Source organism: Roseburia intestinalis L1-82 (assembly GCF_900537995.1).
In the GTDB taxonomy this organism is placed as follows: Bacteria; Bacillota; Clostridia; order Lachnospirales; family Lachnospiraceae; genus Roseburia; species Roseburia intestinalis.
The window spans coordinates 2,195,893-2,212,983 of the sequence record NZ_LR027880.1; the positions used below are offsets into that span (position 1 = coordinate 2,195,893).

Here is a 17,091-nt window from a genome sequence, read left to right on the forward strand (position 1 = left end):
TTTCACAAGGATGTTCGACTTTATGCTGCCTCTTGTAGTGAAGTATAGTATTGTTGCCGCTTAACCATCGGAGGTAGTCCACCATTAGCAGAGCAGATTCTCCGATTATTCCAATAACTGATAAAATATCTCCAAATAAGAGTTTTTAACTCTTCTACAGTCATTGAGGTGGCGTCGTAGCGTCCATAAAGTAATTCTTCTTTGAATCGTGCCCACATACTTTCACATCTTGCATTGTCATGGCATCTGCCACCGGCACTGTTCATACTTTGAAGAATGCCATATTTATTGATTGCGTTACGGTACAACTCGCTAGTATACTGTGTACCTCTGTCACTGTGAAGAATGGCACCCCGGAGCATCGGATATGCTTTATAGGCATTATCTAAGGTTTGTTCACAAAGGGTAGCTTTCATATTCGTATCCATAGCCAGACCTAACACTGCTAAATCGTAGCAGTCAAAGATAGCTGAAACATACAGTTTTCCATCGGAAGCCTTTATTTCAGTCATATCTGTAATACACTTTTCGAGAGGTTTCTCAGCTGAAAAGTCCCGCTTAATTAAATCATCTGATTTCCGAGCTTCTTTATCTGCTTTGGTAATACCGTTAGGCTTACGCTTCGGTTTATGAGTAAGACCAATTTCTTCCATGACACGATAAACAGTTCTCTCACCAGGAATGTCTACTCCTTCCGGCTGTTTGAGCTGCAACGCCTGATACATACGGATCCTTCCATATGTATCATTGCATTCATCTTCTCGGCAAATAGCAACCATCGCATCTGCCAACGGCTGATATTTCCAAGGAGTCGCTTTTGTTTTTAGATATTTATTGAATGCCTGTCTGGAAACATGAAGTGCTCTGCAATAAAAAGAATTTTTACCCTTGATCCTGCCGTCATCCGTTTTGATTGCAATAAACATTAATCTCTGTTTTTTGCTGACTTCCGACGGCTGGCTGCGAAAAAAGCACTTGCTTCCTCAAGAAATTCATTTTCTTCCTTTAAACGACGGATTTCCTTATCCTGCTCTTTCACACGTTTTCTGAGTTCGATAAGCTCATCATTAAGTGATAAAGCATTTTTAGGAGTATGGGATGCTTCTGAAGCGCTAAGGCGTCCTTCTTTAAATGCTTTTACCCAGCAGTAAATCGTGCCATCTGGTATGCCCAGTTCTTTAGCTGCTTTGGCTCCGCCTATTTCCTGAGCAAGCTTAACTGCCTGTGCTTTGTATTCGTTGTCATAGGTTCTTTGATTTCGTGCCATAATGTTTTCTCCTGTTCTCGTATTGATTATATCAAAATCCTTGAGAATGTGGTGTCAACTTTTATGATACAACATCAAAAAATGCCTATATTATTTTCTGCCATCAGGCAAGATATTTTTAAAAGGATTCCGATTAAGGAAAAATCCAATGTTCCCTGTATTCTGAATGCCTTCCATTCATCATCTCTCTGTCCTCCTTGAGATATAGAATCGAAATCCTTTTCTGCAATTACTCTTAATCTGAACTTCTTTCCTTTTGCAAAAGGAGTGAATAAAGCCTTTCCCTCTTATTCACCCACTCATATTCATAATTTGTTTAAGAAATTACTGCATTCTTTCTCCTGTATGTATCATTATCTTTATGGCTTAACTCCCCCTCAATCTGAGCCAGCTTTTTCTCCAATACCTTAACCTTTTCTTTGTCCCCCGCCGCAGCCTTTATCTGCTGTTCAAGCTGTTCCTTTTCCTCCTTGAGTTTCTCAATCTCTCTGTCAACATTATCTGTATTTGTCGTACATTTCTCTGCCTTTTTCGCTGGCTCCTCCTTTGGTTGAACATCTTTCGCCTTTGCGACTCTCTTAGGATCATCATACATTACTTTTGGATTACCATTTTCATCTTGCCCTAAACGATACAGACCACTTGGCTTGCTACCAGATTTTTCGCTACTAATATACTCGTCCTTTGGAACGGGAATACCTTCGTTTTTATCCTCCCCCCTTTGATCTTGTGAAGCTTCTTTTACTTTATCCTGCCCTGTCTGTACCCTATCTAAATACTCATTTTTGTAATCCTTATAATTACTGCTTATTTCCATTGACATAAAACGTCCTCCTTTTCTTTAATACACTATAATGTTTTTACAATCTCTTATTCGTCATTCATATATCTGTTTTTAACAGATTTGTTGTGAAATGCTTTCTGATTGTTGCGGAATGATTAAAAGAACACTTAAAACAAATATATCTCCATCTATTCTTACTTCCATTGCTCCATGATATTTTTCTGCAACTGCTTTTATGTTAGCAAGTCCTGTCCCACTGCGAATGCTCCCTCTCCCACTATGGCTATTAATTATTTCAATTAAAAGAAAATCACCTTGCACTTTTCCTGTTATGTGAATATATTTCTGATTATCATGGGGCACTCGGTTACAAGCTGAGATAGCGTTATCTAATGCATTAGAAAAAATAATACAAAAGTCAATATCAGCAATTCCACATGGATATGGAGAAATAAATGAACATTGTACTTCTATCTGATTGCTCTTAGCTATCCCTAACTTATTTCCAATTAAAATATCAAGTACAGGGTTATTTGTACTTACCGGAAATGACATATCTGCTGTTAAATTTTCCATATCACTCATATACTGCAATGCTGTATCTATATCGCCATTCTGTACCAATTCTTTGACAATAGATATATGATTTTTCACATCATGTCGAAATGCTTTTGTTTTCTCATAACGTACTTTTGATTCTTCCACATACTGATTTAAAGAATGTTTTTCCAGTTCTAATAAAGATAGCTCTCTGCTCAATTTAAAACTATCCACTAATTTTTTATACGCAAACATGATGCAAAACAGACTGGCTATCCCCAATATCTGTATAAACAGTAATGGAAACGGACTTATGCTAGGTAAACTCCCATCTGCTTGTATCGTAATCGTATGTCCATAAATATTTGAACTAATATATTCACTTACCAAAAAAATCACTAAAGTCGGTATTAAAATCAGAAGAACATATTTTGCCCCAACGTTTTCATCATATGAAAAATTTTTATTTATGACCTGATAACACAAAACAGATGTAACAAGAGCTAAAATACTGCTCATTACCATAAATAAAACGCTAACCGCTTTAGGATTTTCCTGAAAAAACAAGGGAGATAAAATACACGAAATCGAATTAAAAACTCCATAGCATAAGTGCATTATTTCAATCATTACAACTGCATATAACCCGACAAATATATTGTATGTTCTACATATAAAAAATCCTCCTGCCATCAACAGCAGAACATATACCAATAATTCCATAATACTGCCGGTTGGAAAAAACATCATAATCGTCATTCCAAGAAAGGCAAACAATATATAATAAATAAACTTTACCTTTTTCTTAAGAAATCTGGTAAAGAAATGAAAAACCGTCAACATTTCAATGCTTCCCATAATATATACATTGAAAATATCTAATCCATCCATTCTTTCACACTCTCCGTTCCTTCATATATTTCAAAACAACACTTGAAAATTCCTTGCTCCGTAAGCGTGATACAGGTATCTGTTTGTCATTTATCATATACGCCATCCCATTTTTATAACTTTTCAGATGGCTCAAATTAATTAAATAACTTCTATGGCATTTAAAAAATCTCCCATCTAGTTTTGTTTCAAGATTTTCAATTCTGTCATAGTAATCAATAACTTCCTCCGTTTTTAGATGCAGATATATTTTTCTGTCTATAATTTCACAAAAAACAATGTCATCAAAGGCAATAATATTACTCTCGTATCCCTTTTGGACAAGCAAACTTGCGTCTTTTGCATTTTGCATAGCAGAAAATAATCTCTCCATCGTTTTTTCAAAGCATTCTTCTTCAATCGGTTTTACCAGATAATCATATGCCTGGACTTCAAAGGATTGAAACACCATTTCCTTTAGAACTGTTATAAAAATTAGGTATCCTTTATAATTTTGACTACGCATCTTCCTTGCAGTTTCCATCCCATCTATTCCATCCATTTGAATATCTAAGAACAGAATATCTATATTTTTGTTGTGTCTCAGTAATTCCTCACCACTCCCGAATTGTGAAACAGTTATTTCTACGTTTTTTCTATGAAAAAAATCAAATACCAGCTTTTTGATTTTATCTAATATGTATTTTTCATCATCACAAATTGCTATGTTAATCACACGACCACCTCTTTCCTTAAAAAATTTATTTTAGCATCTATCCTCAAGTGAAACAATTATAATGCTTTGAAATGTAACTGTAATGATGTGTAATGCTGAATAGTCTAATAAATATATCGGTGAAGTTCAATAGTCATCCGAGATTCCCGTTTTGTAAACGAGTTTCACATTTTGAAAGCGACCTGCAAATTTTGTACCCGACTTTCCACTTTTGTAATGACTTTCCCGTTTTTTCCCTTGCTTTTATGATATAATCACCTTATGGCAGAGTATTTTTTTGCACAAAAACCGGACGTCAGTTTTGGCTTACAAATTTTGCAAGCCATAATTCACGTCTTCTGCTGTTCCTATTTCAGCCGGCGGTCTGTGCTTTATTCTGTCTTCTGGTTACTTTTTGAGAAGTCTTGCGGTGAGGTTGATGTCTTTGGCTGCAACCTCGTGGCATCTAAGCCTCTCCGCCAGGTCTTCTCCATAATAAAAGCTGAACGCTTCATACGGACTTTTTCCGTTCAGTTTCTTTCTCCGGTAGGAATTGATATGGTTCATCATCAGCTCTACGTCTGCCTGCGTCAGTTCATCAAAGCTTCTTCCTTTCGGCAGGATCCTGCGTATAAATTCATGTCCCACCTCGATCTCTGCTTTCTGGTACGGCGCACTTGGATTGCAGTAATAGATCCTCGTCCTTTGAAATCCTTTTCCATCCGGTCCGTTCTCTATACACCTGGGATTGGAAAACTCACTTCCGTTATCCGTCAGGATGACCGGAAACAGCTTCCTAAAATCCTGCCCTCCCAGCCGGTGGTACAGTTCATCATAAATATCTATCACTGACTTTGAGGTGTTCGCTTCCCGCAGGAACCCCAGCATCAGTGACACATTTACAAAATATATCGTCAGCAGGACTTTCCCTCCCTTGCTGCCGATCACGGAATCCATCTGCACCACTGCTGTGTCCGGATGCTGTTCCATATATACTTCGTAATCATGATAATTCCTTCCCACACGGCATCCACGGTCTACTTTCAGCTCCGGTTTTTTATATCTCGGACGGTACTTTACCTTTCTTGGCAGGTCTATGTTCCTGATATCAAACAGGCATCCATCCACGTAGTTGTAGAGGGTCTTTTCACTGCACATCAGTTCATCCTTATGTGTCAGGTAGATCTGATGGATAGACTGCCCCTGTTTTACCAACGGCACCAGGATTTCATTGAGTCTGGCGATTTCCCCTTCCGTAGCAAGGATCCCGCTTCGGGATTCCGATATCTTATCCGTTGCCCGCCTCTGGGCTCCCAGAGCATCGTAAACAGTTTTTGTCAGCGTACACTTCTTTACTTCACTGCATCCGTTGCATACATATGGCGGTTTAAAGCGATGGGTACATATTTCTTCTTCATAATGCTCGCAGTAACGGTTGCATATGAGTTCACACTGTTTACAGACAGCTACCAGTGGATGCCTGCAGTCATTTGTCCCACATACTTTTTTCCTCTTACATGCTTTTCTGTACTTGCAGGTATTATGCGGGTAACTTCCATAACCGGTGTCCTGTTCGATGGAATAGTTCCTGATCTCCTTTGTGATGGTAGTCCTGTCCCTTCCCAGTTTCTCTCCAAGCTCTGTGAAAGTCATGTGCTCCTTTAGTCCGCTTTCTATCTCCAGCCGGTCCTCATAATTTAAGAACTTTGCCATACTGTCTCCTTTCCCCGCCAGCTGCTGAAGTTCTGTTAAAAAACAGGAAGAACATTTCTGCTCTTCCTGCATTTGTATCGTCACTTTCACTGCTGTAATTTATTCTGTTTGTAATCAACTTTCCCCCTCACACGGGAATTTCAAAAAACTATTGAGGTATATCGGTGAATTCTTATCAACTTTAAATTTGCCTATTGTTTTCGTCTGAATTGATTTTCTCCATCGCAACCTTGCCTGTTTCCTCTGCTCGTCACTTAATCTTCTCTGCTTACGATAACCACATAACAGGAAAAAGCAGATAGATTGCTACCTGCTCTTTCCATAAACCTTTATAAACTTGCTTCCTGACTCTTGGTCTTTGATTTTTCCGGTTCTTTCTTCTGCTGTTCCGATTTCACTTTCATCTGTGACAGCTTTTCCTTGACGGACACCCTGCTTTTTTCCTTATCCTTTCCGGTATCCAGTCCGGCACAGATCTTATCCAGCTTCGCTACTGCACCGTCAATCCGCTCCACCTGTTTCTTTAAGGCTGAGATATGCTTCTTTACAGGCATATTCAGTACCCTTGTAAGGGCAACGCCCTCTTTTTCGTCCGACACTTCCTTTGTACCTTTTCCGGTTAAGAGCCTTCCCACGTTGGCTACGCTGTTCCCTATCTGCTTGAACTCGTCCCCGATACTGTCTATCTGGTTGGCGGTCTTTTCATAACTGGTAAGCACATCAACCATCTTCTCCCGGCATCCGGAAAGCACCGACTGCACACCGGAAATTCCTTTCTGAAGAACCCTGTTCATTTCCTCCCTTCCCTTTTCCTTAAAGGCGGTTACTGCCTGTGCTGCGGTGTCAATCAAATGGTCTTTCAATTCCGATAAGCGTTCTGCAAGACTGCTTACCTTCTCCTGAAGGTATGACACCTTATCCAAAAGCTGACTTTCCGCTGCTTTCGGCTGGCTCTCCTGCATCCTTTCAAGCTGCTTCCGTACTCCTTGCAGTTCGTCCACCATAGCGGAAAGCTGTAACTGCATCCCGGCGATATACTGCAAGACCTCCATAAAGTCCTGTGACTGCTCTTTCATGCCCTGCTGTCCCAAAAGCTCCATGAACTGCTTCATAACGTCCATTTCCTCTGTGTTCTGTTCTTTCTTTGGTTCGTTTGCTTCCATAGCACCCTCCTATAAACTTTCTTCTTTTCCTTTGCTCTTTACAGTCTCCGGTTTCTCCGGCATCTTCTGATCGGAAATTTTCTGCTTCATCTCGGCAAGTTTCTCCTTGACGGATACCCGCCCTCTGGAACCGTCTGCTAACATCCGTTCCTTGTCATGCTCTGCGATACGCTCCGACATCAGGAAACTTGCAACAGGCTTTAACGGTTCCTCTGCCACCGCCTGTATATCTTCTGCCCTGTTCGGCTCACTTTCCTGCGTCTGTGCGCTCTGCTCTCCGTTTTCGTCCTCCGGCTCATCATCGCCCATATCCAGTGCATTATCGCCCTTTTCGTCCATATTCAGAAGCGCATTTAACTCTGCAAGGCGTTCTAGCTTCTCCGCCAGTTCCTGCTCCTGCGCAAAAGGTTTTGTAACTTCCACCTTTGCAGTTTCGAGCTGATGTTCCACGTTAGAAAGCTTCTGCTCCACGTCTGCCATTTTCCCGGTCATTCCCTCTAACGCATTGGACAGTCTTTGCAGATTTCCAAGTGGATCGGCTCCGATTTCCACCTCATGGCTCAGACTTCCTTTTAAGCTGATCGTAAACTTGGAGAAGAACGAGTCAAAAGACACGCTCATCTTAAAGCCCTGATATTCTCCGATTGTGACCGCCATGTTTGGCTGTTTGGCACTCCGGCACATATCAATCAACGCCGCACCCGCTTCCTTTTTGTCCGTATAGGTACGGTTTCCTATCTTCATGGAAAAAGCGTCCTTATCCACAGGCTTATGCGCCGCATAGGTCTGAATGTCCGCCCGGTATCCCTCAAGCCTTTCTTTTAAGGCTGTGATCTGCATCGGGTAATGCTTTGCGATATTGTCCTCCAGACGGTAACGCTGGCTTGTGTGGTTTGCCTTTAAGAGCTTCAGCTTTGAAACCTGTATATCCAAATCCATCTTCTCCTTAATGTAAGGGTTTCCGGTTGCAAGTGCTTTGACCTCTGCATAAGAGAGCGCCGCTTCGTCAATGTCCTCACAGGAACGCACCGGGGACTTGCTCGTCATGATCTGCCCGATAAACTTCTGCTTGTTCTCAATGAGCTGCCATGAATAGCTGTCGAAGGTGCCTTCCGTCACATACCGGAAAATCTTGACCTTATCATTCATATTGCCCTGTCGTAAAATACGACCTTCCTGCTGTTCAATGTCAGACGGACGCCAGGGCACATCCAGATGATGTAATGCAATCAGTCTGTCCTGTACGTTGGTTCCGGCTCCCATTTTGGCAGTAGAACCCAACAAAAAACGAACCTGTCCGCTTCTTACCTTTGCAAACAGCTCCGCTTTTCTTTTCTCCGTATTGGCATCATGGATAAATGCGATTTCTTCCGGTGGGACACCCTTTTCTTTCAGCTTGTTGCAAATGTCCTCATAAACATTGAATGTACCATCTCCTTTCGGTGTCGATAAGTCACAGAAGATAAGCTGTGCCGACTTCTGTTCCTTTGTTTCCTCCCATATCTCAAATGCCTTGTCCACACAGGTGGTGGATTTAGAATTATCCTCATCGGGAAGCATATCGTTGATTAAACGCTGGTCTAATGCAAGTTTTCTACCGTCATTGGTGATTTTGAGCATATTGTCAACGTGTGGCTCTACCTTCCTATCACGAACAGCCTCCGCACGATCCGCAAGGGACTGTACCATTTCTTTCTGATACTCACTCGGCTTTAACACCACATTTTCATACTCTGCTTCCGGTACAGGCAGTTTTAGCATATCCGGTGTCTGAATATCTGCACTTTCCTTGAAAAGTGAAATCAGCTCGGGCAGATTGAAGAACTTGGCAAACCTTGTCTTTGCCCGGTATCCGGTTCCCTCCGGTGCAAGCTCTATGGCTGTCTGCGTTTCTCCGAAAGTAGCCGCCCAACTGTCGAAATTGCCAAGACCAAGTTTCTGGAGCGTACTGTATTGCAGATAGCGCATATTCGTATAAAGCTCCGTCATACTGTTGGAAATCGGTGTACCTGTGGCAAAGATAATGCCCTTGCCGCCTGTCAGCTCGTCCATGTACTGACACTTTGCAAACATATCCGAGGACTTCTGTGCTTCTGTCTGTGCAATGCCCGCCACGTTCCGCATCTTGGTGTATAAGAAAAGGTTCTTATAATTGTGGCTCTCATCTACGAACAGCCTGTCAACACCAAGCTGTTCAAAGGTTACTACATTGTCCTTGCGGGAAGTATCGTTCAATCGGCTCAGCCTTGCGTCTAATGATTTTTTTGTTTTTTCCATCTGCTTAATGGTGTAACGCTCTCCCTTTTCCGCCTTGACCGCTTCGATTGCCATTTCTATTTCCGTTATCTGCCGCTCAATCATGGCAGCCTGTCTTTCCATTGAAAGCGGTATCTTTTCAAACTGCGTATGCCCGATGATGACCGCATCATAATCTCCCGTTGCAATACGGGAACAGAACTTTTTACGGTTGGCAGGCTCAAAATCTTTCTTTGTAGCAGCTAAAATATTTGCACCCGGATACAGGCGCAGGAAATCACTCGCCCACTGCTCTGTTAAATGGTTCGGTACAACAAATAAGCTCTTTTGGCAAAGCCCTAACCGCTTGCTCTCCATTGCTGCAGCAATCATTTCAAAGGTCTTACCCGCACCCACACAATGGGCAAGCAGGGTATTATCGCCGTAAAGCTGGTGTGCCACCGCATTAAGCTGATGCGGTCTTAATGTAATGTCCGGTGTCATGCCCGGAAACTTTAGGTGGGAACCGTCATACTCTCTCGGTCTGGTGGAATTGAAAAGCTCATTGTACTTGGCACACAAGGTCTGTCTGCGCTCCGGATCACGAAATACCCAGTCCTTAAAGGCTTCCCTTATGGCTTCCTGTTTCTGGCTGGCAAGCATGGTCTCCTTTTTGTTAAGAACTCTCTTTTCCTTCCCATCTTCCTCTATCGTATCAAAGATACGGGTATCACGAAGGTTTAAGGAATCCTCCAGAATACGGTAGGCATTTGCCCGGCTCGTTCCGTAGGTCATATTGACAAGTGAATTGCCACGATCCGCATTTTTGCCCTTTACGTTCCACTGTCCTGTCACATCGGAATACTGCACCCCGACAAGGTTACGGTCAAAGAGGTAATCCGGTGTTTCAAAGGTTTCCCGCATGAAATCCTCGATGTACTTAGGCTCAATCCATGTGGCACCGATACGCACCTCAATCTCGCTTGCATCAAGCTCCTTGGGCTGAACGCCCTCAAGAGCTGTGACATTGATTGCAAACTCTGGACGGTTCTCTGCAAATACCCTTGCGGTTGCCAGCTTCTCCCTGACATTTCCGCTTAAATACTCGTCTGCGGTTTCCCACTTTTCTGTGACCGGGTTCTGGAAGATCACTCTGGCAAGCTCCTTTGCCACTTCTTCCTCGCTTTTTCCCGTAAGCTCCGACATATAGGCTAGGTCTACCCTTGCCCTTTCCCCTAATGACACCGCCAGTGCTTCACTTGCGGTATCCACGCTTGTAACAACCTCTGCCTTTTTAATGGTTCGCTTGGAAAACATATCAGCCTTGCCTTTGAAGTTGCCCTCATCGTCTAATTTCTCCAATGAACAAAGCAGACAATAGCTTGAATCCTGATTAAACGCTCTCTTATTGGTCTGTGAATTGATCAGACCGTATTTCTTGGAAAACGCATCATACAGCTCATTAAGCTCTGCCTGCTTGCTCTTAATCATATCTTCCGGATATTCGTTCAACTGATAGTCAATCAGCTCCTGTGTACAGTCACGAATCTGCACCATGCCTTTCATGCGCTGCTCCATCGTTTCTGATACGTCCACAGGCTTCATAATGGAATTTTCCCGGTAATACACCCTCTCGTCCACGATAGTGTAACTGTAATTCTTCACGCCTGGATCGGCGGGGATTGCTTCTCTTGCCAGCTCATCATCAAGCTCATCGAACTCTACCTCGTCAATGCTGCCCTCGATATGGGATATAGCCTTTTCAAGCTGCTTGGATAATGAAATGGTGGTATCCGGTGTACAGGTGGCTTCCATGCCAAACTGCCCGCTGACCATTTCCATTTTTCCCATGATCATTTCCGGGTGGTCTGCAAAATACTGGTTCATGGCTATGCCATCTTCATTTTCACAAAGATGCACCCAATCCGGCTCGATGTCGATTACCCTGTCACGCTTCTTTAAGAAAAGAATGTCCGAAGTAACCTCCGTCCCTGCATTTTCCTTAAAGGCTGTGTTGGGAAGCCTGATCGCTCCAAGAAGCTCCGCTCTCTGCGCAAGGTACTTTCTGACTTCCGGGCTTTTCTTATCCATTGTTCCCTTTGAGGTGACAAATGCCACCACGCCGCCCGGTCTGACCTTATCTAAGGCTTTGGCGAAAAAGTAATCATGTATGAGGAAGTTATGCTTATCGTAGGCTCTGTCTGCCACCTTGTACTGACCGAATGGCACGTTTCCGATTGCCACATCAAAGAAATCATTGGGATAATCCGTCTTTTCAAAGCCAGTGATCTTCACATCGGCATTCGGGTATAGCTGCCTTGCAATTCTTCCGGTAATTCCATCAAGCTCCACACCATAAAGCCTGCTCTCCTGCATTTTTTCCGGCAACATACCGAAAAAGTTACCGATACCCATTGCCGGCTCCAAGATGTTACCTTTGGAAAAGCCCATTCGTTCCATCGCATCATAAATAGCCTTGATGATCACAGGGCTTGTATAGTGGGCATTTAAGGTACTTTCCCTTGCTGAATCGTATTCCTCGGCTGACAACAGGCTCTTTAATTCCTGATATTCACTTGCCCAATTCGTTTTGGTTTCATCAAAGGCATCAGCAAGACCACCCCAGCCCACATATTTTGCTAAAATCTCCTGTTCTTCTGGCGTGGCAATACGGTTTTCGCCCTCAATCTTTTCAAGCGTTCTGATTGCTTCCACATTCTGACGGAATTTTTCTTTTGCCGCAAAGCCTTTCCCGTCACTTTTCTCTGTTTCCGGAGCAATGTGGAAGTTGACTGCACCCGATTTGTCAATCTGTGGCTGTTCCTTTGGCGCTTCTGCTTCATTCTGCGGCTCTGGTTCGGCAATCACTTCACTCTCTTGCATTGGATTGGACAATTCTTCATTTTTCTGTTCATATTCACCCCATATTCTTTGGGAAACAGCAGAAAAATAAGGAGATTCTTCTTCCATAATGCTGAAGCGAATCTCCTCCATGTCCTCAAGGCTCTTTGCCCCGGCTATTTTATCATGGTACTTAAAATATAATGCTTCCCTGACAAGAATGCCCTCCAATCGTGCCAGTTCAGGCTCCGGCATACGTTCCCAAATATCATCCTTCTCCGTATGAATGGTAAAGCCTTCTCCGTCATCATGGTATCCAAGCGTATATTGCAGCTTATCATGTTCCCCACGAATATCACACTCAAAATCATAGACTGTTGTTCGTGTACCTCTGATATATTCCCGGTCTATCAATACAAGGTTTTGAACATCATCCGCAGTCAAAGGCGGTTCTTCTGTCTGCTCTATGGCAGGCTCGCCCTCATAATGTGCCGCATACTGTCCGGCATCCTTTAACAGACCGTCCATCTCCAGAGCTTTTTCTGTTTCGCCGCTGATTGTCTGCATCATTACATAGTCTGCCGCTTCTGCAAAAAGGAAATCATAGACCTCTTTTCCCTCCAAAGCTCGCTCATCGTCAGCAATCGTGACTGCCTGTGTTTTCTCGTTCCAGCCAACCACATCTTTCCGGTCTAATGCTCCGCAGATTTTAACCACAGCCGACATTTCAGACAGCCTTTTATTTAACTGCTCTATGTCTGTTTTTCCGGTTTCCGGTGCTTTTGGTTCTCCTTCAGCAACAGTTCCTGTTTCTCTATCTAATTCCTGATTGGTTACACCACCCTCCAACTTCGCCTGTTCTTTTTGCATGGCTTTCTCTGCCTGTTCCTGTTTATACTGTGCATAGGCTTCCTTTCCCTCCGGCGAAAGGTATTTATCTGCCTGCACAAGCTCCCGGATACGTTTCTCTACTACATTCCAGTTTAAAAGCACCTTTGCGTAAGGACTGCCATAGTTACCTTTCTCCAGACGGATACCTTTGGCATCGTGATCCTCGTGCGCTCTGTCACTTCCCGGAAGTGCGTGGGAGCTGCCGCCCGTACCATATTCATTTTTCAGAAAAGCAATGTTATCTTTCTTGTCATGCCCTTCCATGAAATACTCATAGATACGGAATTTTCCATGTTCAAAACCGCTTCCTCCTGCCAGCCTGTAATCAATCTCGTCCTGTGTGATAAAGTCCTCATTCCTTACCTCTACCGTATCAAGTGCTGGAAATTCTTTCTTTTCCACACCTAAATCCGCAAGCTGTTCTAATAAATAATCCGGTCTTTTCACATACCGCCATTTAATCTGCTTTTCTCCGCTGTCAAGCTGTGCCTTTGCCTTTTCAAGCTCATCCTTAATCAGCTCTCTGCCTTCTGTTGTGGCTAAAAGCTCACACAACTTTTCCATGCTTGCCGGGTAATTGGAAAATTTAAGCTCCAGACTCTCCGGCATTTCCGATATTCCGTCACGGAAGAAATTGTTAATGTCCGTAGCAATTCTCTCACGCTCCACCGCATCCACAAGGAATACTTCGTTGGCACTCATATAAGTACCATTCTCCACCATAACACGGATATGGCTCTCCACTTCGCTCCAACTCATCACTGCAAGGGTATTTTCCTTTGCCGATGTACCGTAACCGATACGCATACCCATTTCATCAAACCACAGTGAAACAGGATTTCCGTCAAACTCAAAACCTTTTCCGGTGGTCTTATACTCGTTCTTTAAAAATTCTGCCATTTCTTCCGGTGTCTTACCCTGCTGATACTTGGCATAGATACGTTTTCTGCTGTTATCCCTACCGCCGCCACTACGCAAGATACTGTCAATCTGCTCCTGTGGCAAAGAAAAAGCAGCGGGCATGGTATATTGAATACTTGCTTCCGCTGCTGCGATTGTGCCAACCTGTTCCTCAAAGCTCGGAAACAGGCTTAACTGCTGATAGGTTCCCTCCGGCTGTTCGATATTTAACTGTAGATTAGTTCCGTCATCACGATCTCCTCTGCCGAGTGTACGATGCTGTTCATCTTCGCTACCCAGAGCATCTGATTCTCTGCTTTCATCTGCTCCGTTATCCCCTCTCTCTCCTTCATCTGTCTGGTCAGAAGCTCCATTCTCTCCTCTGCCTGCTCCTGTATCATCAACAAGTGTTCCTTCAGCTTCCCGCTCAGAAGAAGTCCCGTATATACTCCGTTCTTGTGCTCCTGTAAGAACTTCTTCCTCATCAGTCCGTACTTTGTCAGTACCTCCTTCGGCTGTTCGTCCATTGCTACCATCGATATCTGATAATCCCCGTTCTTCTCGTATGTCAGATTCATCATATTTGCTCCTTTCCCCGGCTTCTCCGGTCTGTGTGATAGATTGTTCGTCTTGACTTTCGCTTTCACGCTTTAACGCATTATAGTCTGCTTCAGATGCATTTGCAAGTCCTTTTTCGATATTTTTCTCATGGGTGTCGATACGTTCCCTGCCTACTCTCGTTTCTTCCCGATTTTGGGCAATCTGCCTGTCATACGCTCCGATTGCTTTTCCAATTTCCATAAGGATTGGCTTGGATAAATCAGACACATTGCTGCCAAGCTGTGACAGTGTTTCCACTGTGTTAAACTCATGGATATAAGGAAAGTTTATTTCTTCGGCAAGCTCGCTCTCCTCCATGCCGCAACGCTTTAAAACAGTATAGGCAATGCTGTCGGCAAGGGTTTCCCGTATCCTTATTTCCACGTTCAGCTCGTCCAGTTCCTCTAAAAAGCTCCCTTCCTTTAAGTATTCCATATCTGAAGCAAGCTCTTTATAACAGTCCTCTGCAATCCGTCCGGCAATCTCCCGGATACGTCCCACAAACCCGGCTTCCCTGTCGGTATCCCCATAAGTCTTTTCCAGACGGGAAATCACCGATTCCATGTGTTCCTCACGCATTTCCCAAAGGTTAGGGAATTGTCCGATTCTTCTTGCCTTATGCACATCTGAAATATCAAAGACATACTTCAAACCGGAAAAACTATCCTCATCTATCAGTGCAATGCCCTTTGCACCTTTGTTTACCCAGCAGTGCATCTTTTCATTCCATATCTCTATGGAAGCACAGGCGGTTGCCTCCGGTCTTTGGGCATAGATTAAAAGCTGTTCCTTAAATGGATATTTATACAATCTGGAAGCAGTATTTAGGTATCTCCTCCAGTTTTCTTCATTCCGCACGACTTCTTTTGCTGTTTCCTCTGCCAGTGCGGAAATCAATTTATATTTTCTCATGGTAAACCTCCGTAAAAAAGGCTGTAAGGCACTTTAAGCACCCTACAGCCTGTGATCAGTTACTTATCGGCATCAGGCATAAAAACCATGCTCCTCAATACCTTTTTCCAGAATACAGTTAATCAGTTCCTCAAGTTCCACTCCGTTAATCTCGCTGACAACAATCAGCTTGGCAAGGGTATCCTTCGGAACGGATACCGCATAACTCTCCTCATCCGCACGAAGTTCATGGACACAGATACCCAGTCCCTCTGCAATCTTGCACATAGCACCAAGCTCCGGCTCCTTAACTCCTGCCATAATGTCAAGGATTATTCTCTCCGGCACACCGGAAATTTTGGAAAGCTCCGCAATCCCGATTTCTTCCTCTTTCATCACGTTTAATAGCTTATCTCCTGTTGTATACATATCCCACTCCTCCTATATTACGGCTTCCTTTTTCTTTTCCGGTGCAGAATGCTCTTTCCCGGCATTCATTTTAATAACAGCATCCTTCTTCTCCGCAAGCTTCTCCTTTACTGAAACACGCTCATGACGGTTATCTCCTTTTTCCTCTTTCTGCTTAGCACGTTCCTCTGCCCGGTCACTGCGGAACAGTTCATGTTCTTTGGCATCATACTCATATACATGATCCGAAAGACGTTCTCCAGGCGCCACCTGTGTCTGATTTACTTCCTGTACCATCTGCTCAAGTTCTTTAAACTCCATTCCCGCATCTTTCGGTATAATCAGCGTTTCATGGATTGAAGAAGGCAGCATGTAAAAATCTCCTACCTTCTCAGCGATCTCCTGTCTGATATCATCGTTTAAAATTGCAGCCGCCCCATTTACTTTTGTATCATTTGTCAGCACATACATGGTATCGGGAATATCCGACATCATCTGCATTGCCATTTCTTTTGCTTCATCCATACCCACATTTTGTTCTCTTGCAATATCAACTGCAATCATCTCCGCAACCGTCTCATTCATTCCTTTGAAACTATGTGGCTGCAAAGTATCCATATTCTGCAACGCCTGGTCATGCAGTTCTTCAAGTGTGATTCCATATCCATCCATCAGATTATCTGTAATGGTAATGGTCGCAGTTCCTTCTCCTGTTTTATCCATTAAAATCTGATACACAACTGCTAAATCTTCCAACTTGGAGTACGGTTTATCCTGAAGGAACTGCTGATTTGCTTCCTCGTTGATCAGCTTACATACAATTTTTTCCTTAATCTTGTCAAAATCGGTAACTGCCGATACATCTATATCATGATCTATATAATGTGACTGATACACACTTGCAATCTGAGCTAACACATCATCCAATTCAGCACCATCCTGTATCTGCTCAAAATATGGATTCAGATAAATGGTAGGTGCAATATTGCTTTCCTCTGTTCTTACCATCAGACCGTCCAGAACACAGTCATTATTCTTTACAATCTGATTGACCTCAACTGCAGCATCTGCAAACTTTTCAGGAAGGAAATCCTGTATCTGTTCTTTTACCTGTTCTACAAAATCTCTATATTCCATTACTTTCTCTCTCCCTTCTTGGTGTCATTCTGTGATTTCTCTGTCAGCTTTGATACTGTGGCACCATACATCTGGTACCTCTTCATCATGTTTCTCTGGCTTGTTACATTGATTTCTTTTTCTAACTGCTTCATTC

Annotated in this window: 11 protein-coding genes and 1 pseudogene; all 12 read right to left on the minus strand. The window is 43.2% G+C overall.

Annotated features, from left to right (window positions below):
* Positions 1–20: 20 nt before the first annotated feature.
* The 12 genes and pseudogenes from RIL182_RS10270 to RIL182_RS21970 all read right to left on the minus strand — a co-directional run bounded on the left by RIL182_RS10270 (position 21) and on the right by RIL182_RS21970 (position 17,089).
* Positions 21–926: an IS3 family transposase gene (locus RIL182_RS10270; RefSeq protein ID WP_006856825.1), complete on the minus strand. Its 906-nt coding sequence runs from the start codon at positions 924–926 to the stop codon at positions 21–23.
* A complete protein-coding gene (locus RIL182_RS10275) occupies positions 926–1,267 on the minus strand; it encodes a transposase (RefSeq protein ID WP_006856824.1) in 342 nt (113 codons plus the stop codon). Before RIL182_RS10275 ends, RIL182_RS10270 begins: the two co-directional genes overlap by 1 nt.
* 77 nt (positions 1,268–1,344) lie before the next feature.
* A pseudogene (locus tag RIL182_RS22155) lies at positions 1,345–1,458 on the minus strand (ACT domain-containing protein); the annotation flags it as partial.
* A gap of 125 nt (positions 1,459–1,583) precedes the next feature.
* Positions 1,584–2,090 carry a hypothetical protein gene (locus RIL182_RS10285; RefSeq protein WP_044998913.1) on the minus strand — a complete coding sequence of 169 codons (507 nt, stop codon included), beginning with the start codon at positions 2,088–2,090 and terminating at the stop codon, positions 1,584–1,586.
* Positions 2,091–2,162: 72 nt separating this feature from the next.
* The gene (locus tag RIL182_RS10290; RefSeq protein ID WP_006856823.1) at positions 2,163–3,482 is read right to left on the minus strand and encodes a sensor histidine kinase; all 1,320 of its coding nucleotides are present in this window, start codon (positions 3,480–3,482) and stop codon (positions 2,163–2,165) included.
* A 4-nt stretch (positions 3,483–3,486) separates the two neighbouring features.
* The gene (locus RIL182_RS10295) at positions 3,487–4,197 is read right to left on the minus strand and encodes a LytR/AlgR family response regulator transcription factor (RefSeq protein WP_006856822.1); all 711 of its coding nucleotides are present in this window, start codon (positions 4,195–4,197) and stop codon (positions 3,487–3,489) included.
* A 387-nt stretch (positions 4,198–4,584) separates the two neighbouring features.
* Positions 4,585–5,889 (minus strand): IS30 family transposase, encoded by a 1,305-nt coding sequence (locus RIL182_RS10300; RefSeq protein ID WP_015516100.1) that lies wholly within the window; start codon positions 5,887–5,889, stop codon positions 4,585–4,587.
* Positions 5,890–6,218: 329 nt separating this feature from the next.
* On the minus strand, positions 6,219–7,052 hold the full coding sequence (locus RIL182_RS10305) for a DUF6674 family protein (RefSeq protein WP_006856820.1): 834 nt from the start codon (positions 7,050–7,052) through the stop codon (positions 6,219–6,221).
* 9 nt (positions 7,053–7,061) lie between these two features.
* Positions 7,062–15,431, minus strand: a complete 8,370-nt coding sequence (locus RIL182_RS21240) for a DEAD/DEAH box helicase family protein (RefSeq protein ID WP_134523280.1) — start codon at positions 15,429–15,431, stop codon at positions 7,062–7,064.
* A 72-nt stretch (positions 15,432–15,503) separates the two neighbouring features.
* On the minus strand, positions 15,504–15,839 hold the full coding sequence (locus tag RIL182_RS10315; protein WP_006859514.1) for a helix-turn-helix domain-containing protein: 336 nt from the start codon (positions 15,837–15,839) through the stop codon (positions 15,504–15,506).
* A gap of 12 nt (positions 15,840–15,851) precedes the next feature.
* Positions 15,852–16,955: a DUF5688 family protein gene (locus RIL182_RS10320; RefSeq protein WP_006859513.1), complete on the minus strand. Its 1,104-nt coding sequence runs from the start codon at positions 16,953–16,955 to the stop codon at positions 15,852–15,854.
* Complete coding sequence (locus tag RIL182_RS21970) at positions 16,955–17,089, minus strand: hypothetical protein (protein ID WP_006859512.1); 135 nt, start codon at positions 17,087–17,089, stop codon at positions 16,955–16,957. Before RIL182_RS21970 ends, RIL182_RS10320 begins: the two co-directional genes overlap by 1 nt.
* Between the last annotated feature and the right edge of the window lie 2 nt (positions 17,090–17,091).